Origin of the sequence: Nonomuraea basaltis (genome assembly GCF_005893125.1) — a bacterium.
Taxonomy (GTDB): domain Bacteria; phylum Actinomycetota; class Actinomycetes; order Streptosporangiales; family Streptosporangiaceae; genus Nonomuraea; species Nonomuraea basaltis.
Map to the genome: position 1 here is coordinate 75,964 of NZ_VCJS01000031.1, position 9,531 is coordinate 85,494.

Consider the following 9,531-nt stretch of genomic DNA (forward strand, 5'->3'; position numbering starts at 1 on the left):
CGAAGGAGGAGTTGGTGAGCGACCATTGAGCGCAGACTTGCCCCTGATCGGCGGGTCCTTTCTCGTCGCCATCGTGGTCGGGATGACCGGCATGGGCGGCGGTGCCCTCATGACGCCGATGATGATGCTGTTCTTCAACGTGCCGCCGCTGGCGGCCGTCTCCAGCGACCTGGTCGCCTCGGCCGTGATGAAGCCGGTCGGCAGCGCCGTGCACCTGCGCCACGGCACGGTCAACCTGCGCCTGGTGGGCTGGCTGTGCGCCGGGTCGGTGCCGGCCGCGTTCTGCGGGGTGTTCCTGGCCCGCGCGTTCGCGGTGACCGACGCGGTCAAGTACGCCCTGGGCGTGGCGCTCCTGCTGGCCGTCGCGGGCATGGCGCTCAAGGCCTGGCTCGGATCGAAGGGAGGATCGTCGGGCGCCCGCGAGATCGTCGTGCGCCCAATCCCTACCCTACTGGTCGGTATGATAGGCGGGTTGGTCGTCGGTGTCTCCTCCGTCGGCTCGGGATCCCTGATCATCGTGGCCCTGCTCGTTCTCTACCCGGCGCTCAAGGCCAACCAGCTCGTCGGCACCGACCTGGTGCAGGCCGTGCCGCTGGTCACCTCGGCCGCGCTCGGACACCTGCTGTTCGGCGACTTCCAGCTCGACCTCACGGTGTCGCTGCTCATCGGCTCGATCCCGGGCGTCTACCTCGGCGCCAGGATCTCCTCGCGCGCCCCGGGCGGCCTGATCAGAGCCATGCTGGCGATCGTCCTGCTGGCCTCCGCGCTCAAGCTGCTCGACGTGAGCAACACGCTCACCGTCTGGGCGCTCGCGGCGGCCACCGTGATCACGATCGCAGGGTGGCGAGGGCGCGCCGGCGCCTGGAGGAGCGGCGGGAGCGAAGCGACCAGAGCGGGGGAAGGCGACGGCATATGGGCGACCGAGCCGCCGAACGGAGTGAGGCAATAAGCACGCGTCAGGGTCGCGGCACGCGGGTCGAGCGAAAGTAAGGATCTCGCGCGAGCCGGGTGAACGCCCGATCGGCCTCCTCGTTGGAGTCGAAGCTGGTGTCGCCGCGCGGCGCCTGCGGCGAGTCGAAGTACAGCAGCGCCTTGATCTGCGGGTAGCGCCTGATCTGGCGGCGCACGGACTCGAAGAACGTCCGCTTGAACGACGGATCGCGCGACCGCTCGAACACCCCCCACTCGGCCACCATGACGGGCTTGCCGGGGAAGCGCAGCTGCATCCACCGGTAGAACCCCGGCCACTGCGGATATTCCTTGCGGGTCTTGTTCACCAGCCCGTCGAAGTCCTGGACCCGGTCGTCGGCGTAGGGATCCATGGCCACCCAGTCCACCACGTCGTCGCCGGGGTAGAGGTCCTCGAACCAGGACTCGGCAGCCCAGTTGGGCGCCCCCATGTACGTCATGACCGTGACCGCGTTCTTCACGCCCTGCTCGCGCAGCCTGAGTACGACGTGCCGGAACATCTCGGCGTAGTCGGTGGCGCGCATGCCCGACCCGGACGAGGCGTCGACGTCGTTCTCCGGCTCGTGGTGGAGAGTGAGGAAGAACCGCTCGGGAAAGGTGCGCCTGAGGTAGCCGGCCAGCCGGTCGATCCTGGCGTCGAGCGCGCCGTCGGCGATCTCGGCCCATGTGTGGTCGAACGACGGCTTCCAGTTGATCATGAGCAGCCGGGGCCGCGCCGGGTCGCGGGCCAGCCTGACCTCGGCGTCGGTGGGGAACAGCTCGCTGCCCCGGTGGTAGACGTGGAGCACGTCGGCGTTGGCGTCCATGCGCGCCTCCGCGCCGCGCAGCGCCTGCTCCACCGGGGTGCCGGTGAAGACCTCGGGCGCCAGGCCCCACCAGGCGCCGCATGACGGGATGAGCCTGGCGGTGGCCGTGCAGGCAGGCGCGGCGGGCTCCTTGACGGCGGTGCCGACCGGCGTCCGCGCGTTGGAACCCTCCGCGCCGGAGCAGGCGGCCAGCGCCGCGACCGCCACGATTCCCGTCGTTTTCCAAGAAATTCCCCGTAGCCGCAAAGCCGTTCAACCCCCTTGTCGAAGGACCCCCGCCCTGTCACTCCTGAACCCTGCCATGTCATTCCTGGAACTTCAGCCAGTGTGGAAGTCTCCCCAGGTCATTGCTGGTAACGGTGCGCCCGAATTTTCATGGAATTTCGATTTATGGAGGCCCTTCTTTCCTGCCGTACTGGAGAAAATCTTGCGTATTCCACCTGGGTGCTGACCGTCCGCCCTATAGTGGGCGCACACTTCGGCATGTGACGCAGCGTCGTCGATCGGCGACACCGCGTACACCATCCAGGAGACCGCCCCATGAGCCAGTCGCCGGACGTCCAGGTGCGCCGCCCCGGCGCCGACCTGGACGAGCATCTCTCGCTGCTGCGCAGGCGGTGGCTGCTCCTGGTGGGCTGCGTCGTGTTCGGCGGCACGGCCGGGCTCGCGCTGATGCGCCTCACCCCACCCGCCTACACCGCCACCACGCAGGTCCACGTCATGCCGGTCGGCCCGCAGGAGCCGGGCAACCAGGTGACCGCCCGCCAGCGCGAGTCGCTCAATCTCGACACCGAGGCCCAGGTCGCGCAGTCGGCCGTGGTCGCCGCCCGGGCCGCCAGGACGCTGGGGATCGGCGTCCCCGAGCCGGTCGAGGTCTCGGTGCCGCCCAACTCGGCGGTCCTGTGGATCTCGGTGACCGCCGCCGACCCGGCCGTCTCGGCCGCCCAGTCCCACGCGTACGCCGACGCCTACCTCGTCCACCGGCGCGAGAGCGCGCTGGCCGCGCTCACCGAGCAGCAGCAGGCGGTGCTGGCCAAGCTCAAGCAGGTCAACGCGGGGATCGAAGCGGCCATCAGGGAGCTCGGCAGGCTGCCCAAGGGCGGCCCCGAGCACGAGATCGCGCTGCAGCGGCGGAGCCTGCTCAACCGGCAGGCCGCCAGCCTGACGCTCAAGTACGACGCGCTGCGGACGGTCGCGGTGACCCCCGGCGCGATCATCAGCCGGGCGGCGCCGCCGGCCGCGCCCAGCTCGCCCAGCCTGCCCCTTCACCTCGGCACCGGGCTGATGGCGGGGCTGCTCGCCGGCTCCGCCGCCGCCTACGCCCGCGACCGGCTCGACACGCGGCTGCGCACGGCCGCCGACGTGGAGCGGCTGACCGGCCTGCCGGTGCTGGCCGACCTGTCGGGACCGCGCGAGCCGGGCGAGCTGCACGAGCTGGCCTGCGCCGTGGTCGCCGCGTGCCCGGGCAAGCGGCTGCTGGTCAAGGCGCTGCCCGCCGACCTCTGCTCCTCAGCTCTGGCCGAGCCGCTGACGGTCAGCGCGCCGCTGTCGGTGCTCGACGGCTCCGACGTACGCGATCTGGCAAGGGCGGACGCGACCCTGCTGCTGGTGGGGCTGGGCCGGGTCGGCGCGGAGCAGGTCGCGGCCGCCGTACGCCGGCTGGGCCGGCACGAGATCCCGATCATCGGCGTGGTGGCGGCCACCGACGCGGTCCCGTCGTTCGTTCCGCTGCCGGAGCCGCGCCAGCACACCCCGCTCGGCAAGCTCGTCGCCACCGGCGAGTTCGGCGTGAGCGTGTCGGCCGAGACCACGCCCATGCAGGTGCTGCGCCAAACCCGGCCGGGTCAGCCGACGTGACAGGACCCGCCTGGCCCATCGCGGCGCTGCTGGTCGGCTATCCGGTCTGGTGGGCGCTCGGGTTCGGCGGCCTGTCGGTGATCGTCCTGGCGGCGCCGATGGCGGTGCTGCTGTGGCGGCGCAGGCCCGTCAGGGTGCCGCCCGGGTTCGGCCTGTGGCTGCTGCTGCTCACCGGCTACCTGGTGAGCGCGATGATGCTGGCCGAGACGCCGCCGGGCACGTACGGCGAGCTCGGCCCCGGCCGCGTCGCCGGCTACGCCATGCGGCTGGCGCTCTACGCGGCCGTTCTGATCATGATGCTCTACCTGGGCAACCTGACCGAGCGCGAGCTGCCGCAGCTGCGGCTGGTGCGGATGCTCGGCGTGCTGTTCGTCACGACGGTCGCGGGCGGGCTGCTCGGCGTGTTCTTCCCCGGGTTCTCCTTCACCTCGCCGGTGGAGCTGGTGCTGCCGCGGTGGCTGGCCGAGAACCCGTTCGTGCAGAACCTGATCCACCCCACCGCCGCCCAGACGCAGAAGGTGCTCGGCTACGCCTCGCCCCGGCCGGAGGCGCCGTTCGAGTGGGCGAACGCGTGGGGCAGCAACGTGTCGGTGCTGCTGGTCTGGTTCGTGGTCGGCTGGTGGGTGTACGGCGGGCGGCGGCACAGGCTGTTCGCCGCCGGGATGGTCGCCCTGGCCGCGATCCCGATCGTGTACTCGCTCAACCGCGGCCTGTGGATCGGCCTCGGCCTGGCGATCGTTTATCTGATCGTCCGAGTGGGCGGGCGCACCAGGGTCGCGCTGTGCGGGGCGGTGACGGCGGCGGCGCTGGCGTTCGCGCTCAGCCCGCTCGCGGCGCTGGTCGCGCAGCGGCTGGACAAACCGCATTCGAACGACATCAGAGCCTTCACCGTGACCGCCACCCTCGTGGCGGCCGGGCACTCGCCGGTGATCGGCTACGGCAACACCCGCAACGCGACGGGCAACCACCGCACGATCACCACGGGCAAGACCCAGTGGTGCATGACCTGCGGGCATCCGCCGCTGGGCAGCGACGGGCAGCTCTGGCTGCTGATCATCACGCAGGGGTTCACGGGGGCGGCCCTCTATGTGGCGTTCTTCCTCGGCGCGATTCGGCGCCACTGGCCCGACCGCAGCCCGATCGGGCTGGCCGGGGTGCTGGTGATGGGGCTGGTGCTGCTCTACATGTTCGTCTACGACGGCCTGGTCACGCCGCTCAGCCTCTACCTCGTCTCGTTCGCCCTCCTGTGGAGGAACGCATGAACGACGCCGACGTCCGGCTCGGCTACCTCGCGGAGACCGTCCGGCTGCTGTATCCCGGGCCGGGCTCGCCCCGGGCGTACACCGTGCTGCCGCACGCCGCCGTGCCCCGCAGGCTGGCGCCGCGCCGCTGGTGGCACCTCTGGTCCGAGGTCGTGGTGCCGGGCGAGGGGTCCATCGCGGAGCACCTGAGTGAGGTCTTCGGCCGGCCGGTCGAGATCGTTCTTCACGTACGTCCCGCGCGGCGGGCCAACCGCAAACCCATCCTGGAGGTCCGCTCCAGCGGGCGGCGGCTGGCGTTCGTGAAGATCGGCGACAGCCCGCAGGCGCGCGAGCTGATCACCGCCGAGGCGGCGGCCCTGCGCCGGCTGGCGGGACTCGGACTGGAGACCGTGGCCACACCGGCCGTGCTGCACCACGGCGACTGGCGCGGGCTGGCGGTGCTGGCCCTGTCGCCGCTACCGGTGCGGCGCGGCCGCGCGCCCCGGCCGCCGCTGCTGCTGAAGGCGATCAAGGAGATCGCGCGCACCGGAGGGCGCAGCGCCGCCTGGCACGGGGACCTGGCGCCGTGGAACATGTGCCCGGCGCCCGACGGGCGGCTGCTCGTGTGGGATTGGGAGCGCTACGAGGTCGATGTGCCTTACGGGTTCGACGCCGTGCACTACTTCTTCCAGCGGGCGCTGCGCAGGATGGATCCGCCCGCCGCCGCCCGGGCGTGCGTGGCCCGGGCCGCCCGCGAGCTCGCCCCGCTGGGCCTGTCGGCGGCCACCGCCAAGCAGACCGCGCTGCGTTACCTCATCGCCCTGGCCGACAGGCACGCCGCGGACGGGCACGCGCCGCTCGGGCCGCCGGAGACCTGGCTCAACCCGGCCGTCGACCACGAGGAGCTGCTCACATGAGGACCACGAAGCGGTCCGTGCTGTCGCTGTCGCGGAGCGCGGGCAGGCTCACGTCCGGGGTGCGGGTGCTGCCGTCGTTCCTGATCGCGGGGGCGCAGCGGTGCGGCACCACGTCGATGTACCGGGCGCTGGCGCAGCATCCGCTGCTGCTCAAGCCGGTGCTGCACAAGGGCGTGCACTACTTCGACGTCGCCTACTGGCGCGGGCTGTCCTGGTATCAGGGGCATTTCCCGCTGCGGGTGGGGGCGGCGCTGATCGGGCATCGGTACGGCGGCCGCGCGCCGGCGTTCGAGTCGTCCCCCTATTACCTGTTCCATCCGCTGGCCGGGCAGCGGATCGCGGCCGATCTGCCCGGGGTGAAGCTGATCGTCCTCGTCCGCGATCCGGTGGAGCGGGCCTGCTCGGCGCACGCCCACGAGCTGGCCAGGGGGTTCGAGAAGGAGTCGCACTTCGAGTACGCGGTCGAGCTGGAGGCGCGGCGGCTGGCGGGGGCCGAGGAGTTGCTGCGCGAGTCGCCGTACATGCTGCATCACTCCCACCGCCATCACGCCTACCTGGCCAGGGGCCGCTACGCCGAGCAGCTCGACCGGCTGGAGCCGCTGTTCGGGCGGGACCGGATCCTGGTCCTGGACAGCCACCGGTTCTTCCGGGAGCCGGAGCCGGTCTATGACCGGGTGCTGGAGTTCCTGGGGGTGCCGCATCTGGGGTATCCGGTGTTCGAGCGGCACAACGGCAGGTCGTTGCCGCGGCGGGTGCCGCGGGTGCTGGGGCAAGCGCTGCGGGACCACTTCGAGGCGTATGACGCGCGGCTGGTGCGGTGGCTGGGCGAGGAGCCGTCGTGGCGGCGGTGACCCGGGGTGGGATCACGGCTCTTGGGAGCGTGGGGCTGATCCGGGGCGGGATCGCGGGCGTGATGGGGGCGGCCTTCTCCGCGGTGGCGCAGTTCGTCCTGGTGGTGGTCGTGACCAGGGCGTTCACCGTGGCGGAGGCCGGGGCCTTCTTCGCGGCGACCGCCGTGGCGCTCATGGCGGCGGGGATCGCCAAGCTGGACGCGGGGAACGGGCTCGTCTACTTCATCGCGCGCGCGGAGACCTACGGGTATCGCGGCATTTCTGGATATATCCGGGCGGCGCTCGTGCCCTGCGCGGTGGCGGCGTGCGGGGCCGCGGTGGTGCTGTATCCGCGGGTGGGGCCGGTGGCGGCGGTCCTGCCGGTCATCGTGCTGGGGGACGTGCTGCTGGCCGCCACCCGGGGCTTCGGGTCCATGCGGCCCACCGTGCTGCTGGACGGTTTGCTGCTGCCCGCCTGCCAGCTCGTCCTGGTGGCCGGGGTGGCGGTGTTGGGCGTGCCTGAGTGGTTGCCGGTGGCGTGGGGGCTGCCGTACGTGCCGGTGCTGGTGCTGGCGGCGGCCGGGCTGCGGGGGCGGATGCCGAGGAGCCGGTACCTGCCGGGGACGGGGCGGGATCTGTGGCGGTACACGGCTCCGCGGTCGGTCGCCGGGGCGATCCAGGCGGTGTTCCAGCGGGTGGACATCGTAGTCGTCGCGCTGCTCGGAGGGCCCGCGCAGGCGGCCGTGTACACGGCCGCCACCCGGTTCAAGGTCGTCGGGCAGCTGGCGAACCAAGGGCTGGCGCAGGCCGTCCAGGCTCGGCTGGTCGGCGCGCTGGCGAGCGGGGAGCTGGCCCGGGCCAGTGAGCTGTACCAGGGCGCCACCATCTGGCTGGTGCTGGTGACGTGGCCGGTGTGGCTGGCGTACGGCGCGCTGGCGCCCTGGCTGCTGGGGGTCTTCGGGCCCGCGTACGGGTCGGCGGTGCCGGTGGCGCTGGTGCTGGCGGGGACGATGATGGTGGCCACGGCCTGCGGGATGGTGGACGTCGTACTCACCGCCGCCGGGCACACCGGGACGAGCCTGCTCAACCTGGTTGCGGCGATCGCCTGCACGCTGGCGCTGGATCTGGCCCTCATCCCTGCGCACGGGGCGCTGGGCGCGGTCGCCGGCTGGTCGGGCGGCGTGATCGTCAAGAACCTGCTGCCGCTGTGGCAGCTCCACCGCCGCTACGGCCTGCACCCGTTCGGCCGCCACACCCTGGCGGCGCTGCGGTTGCGCACGTGGGCGGCGGCATGAGGGCCCCCATCCTGGTGACGGGGCTGCCGAGGAGCGGCACGAGCTGGACGGGGAAGATGCTCGCGGCCGGCGGCGGCCTGGTCTACGTCAACGAGCCGCTCAACCCGCAGCACCCGCCCGGCCGCTGCCCGGGCGTGCTCAGGGCGGAGGTGACTCACCGGTTCCAGTACATCTGCGACGACAACGCCGGCGCCTGGCTGCCCGCCTTCCGCGACACGACCGCCCTGCGCTACCACTGGGCGGCTGAGCTGCGCGCGAACCGCTCCCCTTACGACCTGGCCCGTCTCCTCCGCTACGGCACCGCCTTCACGCTCGGCCGCCTGGCGGGCCGGCGCGCGCTGCTCGACGATCCGTTCGCGGTGCTGAGCGCGGGCTGGTTCGCCCGGCGGCTGGGGTGCCGGGTCATCGCGCTGATACGGGACCCGGTGTCGTTCGTGGCGAGTTGGCGGCGATTGGGCTGGACGGTCCACTTCCACGAGCTCCTGGACCAGCCGATGCTGGTTCGCGACCATCCGGAGCTGCTCGCCCTCGACGACTCCCAGGACCGCATCGCCAAGATCGCCGCCCTCTGGCGGGTCACCCACGCGATCCTGACCCGAACGCCGGGAATCCTCCTTGTTTCGTACGAATCCCTGGCCGCCGACCCGCTCCCCGGTTTCGAGCGCCTGTACGCCTACGCGGGCCTCCCTTGGACCCCCGCCGCCGGACGCCGCATCGCCAGGGCGTGCACCGGTCCGTCGAACGAAGGTGGTTTCCGCTGGTCGGGCCTGTCCCGCACGGCGTACCGGCGCATGGACTCCCGCCGCGCGCTCGAAGTGGCCGCCCGCGGACTCAGCCCGGCGGACGCGGCCCGCGTCCGCGCCCTCACCTCCGCGTAGCGCCGGCCCTTTCCTTGAGGCGCGTGACCAGGCACCGGCCCAGCAGCCGCGCCGCGAACGGCAGGTCGTCGGCCAGGTAGCGGTGTGCCAGCCGTCCCGGCTCGCTGACGAGCCTGAACGCCCACTCCAGCCCGGCCCGCCGCAGCCATTCCGGCGCCCTCGGCACCGTCCCCGCCGCAAAGGAGATCGCCGCCCCGCACCCCAGGAACCACGCCTCCGGGAGCTCTTCACGCAGCTCCGCGATGAGCAGGTCCTGCCGGGGAAACCCGAGCCCGACGAAGACGAGCCGGGGCCGCGCGGCGATCACCCTCCGCCGCACGAGCCGGCGTCCCTCAGGTGTGGTGTCGAAGCGGTACGGCGGAGCGTGGGCGCCGCAGACCCGCAGCGTCGGGTAGCAGGTCGTGAGCTCGGCTGCGGCCTTCTGCGGCACGCCTGGGGGGCCGCCGAGCAGATAGACGGGCCAGCCTCGGCGGGCGGCGAGCTTGCTGAGCGCCCAGATGAGGTCGGCTCCCGTGACGCGCTGGGGCAGCGGTGTGCCCAGCAACCTGGCCGCCCACACCAGCGGCATCCCATCGGCCACCACCAACTCGGCGGAGCACACCAGGTCCTTGAGCGAGGGGTCTTTGGCCGCGACCTGGCAGATGTCGATGTTCGGGGTGACGATGCGCCCGCCCCGGCCCGCCTCCAGCTCGGCGGCCACCCGCTGGATCACCTGGTCCTCGGTGAGCGCGTCCACCC

The 9,531-nt window shown here is 72.3% G+C and carries 9 protein-coding genes; 7 read left to right on the plus strand and 2 right to left on the minus strand.

Annotation, left to right across the window (positions count from 1 at the left end; genetic code table 11):
- Positions 1-25: 25 nt before the first annotated feature.
- Complete coding sequence (locus EJK15_RS17285; protein ID WP_240777029.1) at positions 26-949, plus strand: sulfite exporter TauE/SafE family protein; 924 nt, start codon at positions 26-28, stop codon at positions 947-949.
- Positions 950-956: 7 nt separating this feature from the next.
- Here the strand turns inward: EJK15_RS17285 and EJK15_RS17290 are convergent, their stop codons facing one another.
- Positions 957-1,982, minus strand: a complete 1,026-nt coding sequence (locus EJK15_RS17290; protein ID WP_240777030.1) for a glycoside hydrolase family 26 protein — start codon at positions 1,980-1,982, stop codon at positions 957-959.
- A gap of 333 nt (positions 1,983-2,315) precedes the next feature.
- On the opposite strand from EJK15_RS17290, the gene EJK15_RS17295 reads away from it, so the two are divergent.
- Genes EJK15_RS17295 through EJK15_RS17320 form a run of 6 tightly spaced genes read left to right on the plus strand, consistent with a single transcriptional unit; the run spans position 2,316 to position 8,793 of the window.
- Positions 2,316-3,632 carry a Wzz/FepE/Etk N-terminal domain-containing protein gene (locus tag EJK15_RS17295; protein WP_138711456.1) on the plus strand — a complete coding sequence of 439 codons (1,317 nt, stop codon included), beginning with the start codon at positions 2,316-2,318 and terminating at the stop codon, positions 3,630-3,632.
- The gene (locus tag EJK15_RS17300) at positions 3,629-4,894 is read left to right on the plus strand and encodes a hypothetical protein (protein WP_138711457.1); all 1,266 of its coding nucleotides are present in this window, start codon (positions 3,629-3,631) and stop codon (positions 4,892-4,894) included. The genes EJK15_RS17295 and EJK15_RS17300 overlap by 4 nt, the downstream gene beginning before the upstream one ends.
- The gene (locus tag EJK15_RS17305; protein ID WP_138711458.1) at positions 4,891-5,790 is read left to right on the plus strand and encodes a hypothetical protein; all 900 of its coding nucleotides are present in this window, start codon (positions 4,891-4,893) and stop codon (positions 5,788-5,790) included. Before EJK15_RS17300 ends, EJK15_RS17305 begins: the two co-directional genes overlap by 4 nt.
- Complete coding sequence (locus EJK15_RS17310) at positions 5,787-6,641, plus strand: sulfotransferase domain-containing protein (protein ID WP_138711459.1); 855 nt, start codon at positions 5,787-5,789, stop codon at positions 6,639-6,641. Before EJK15_RS17305 ends, EJK15_RS17310 begins: the two co-directional genes overlap by 4 nt.
- Positions 6,629-7,915 carry a lipopolysaccharide biosynthesis protein gene (locus EJK15_RS17315; protein WP_240777031.1) on the plus strand — a complete coding sequence of 429 codons (1,287 nt, stop codon included), beginning with the start codon at positions 6,629-6,631 and terminating at the stop codon, positions 7,913-7,915. Before EJK15_RS17310 ends, EJK15_RS17315 begins: the two co-directional genes overlap by 13 nt.
- Positions 7,912-8,793: a sulfotransferase gene (locus tag EJK15_RS17320; protein ID WP_138711460.1), complete on the plus strand. Its 882-nt coding sequence runs from the start codon at positions 7,912-7,914 to the stop codon at positions 8,791-8,793. Before EJK15_RS17315 ends, EJK15_RS17320 begins: the two co-directional genes overlap by 4 nt.
- Here EJK15_RS17320 and EJK15_RS17325 read toward each other — a convergent pair.
- Positions 8,780-9,531 (minus strand): WecB/TagA/CpsF family glycosyltransferase (locus tag EJK15_RS17325; RefSeq protein ID WP_206060915.1); only part of this gene is annotated, 752 nt, incomplete at its 5' end. The two genes, EJK15_RS17320 and EJK15_RS17325, sit on opposite strands and share 14 nt — an antisense overlap.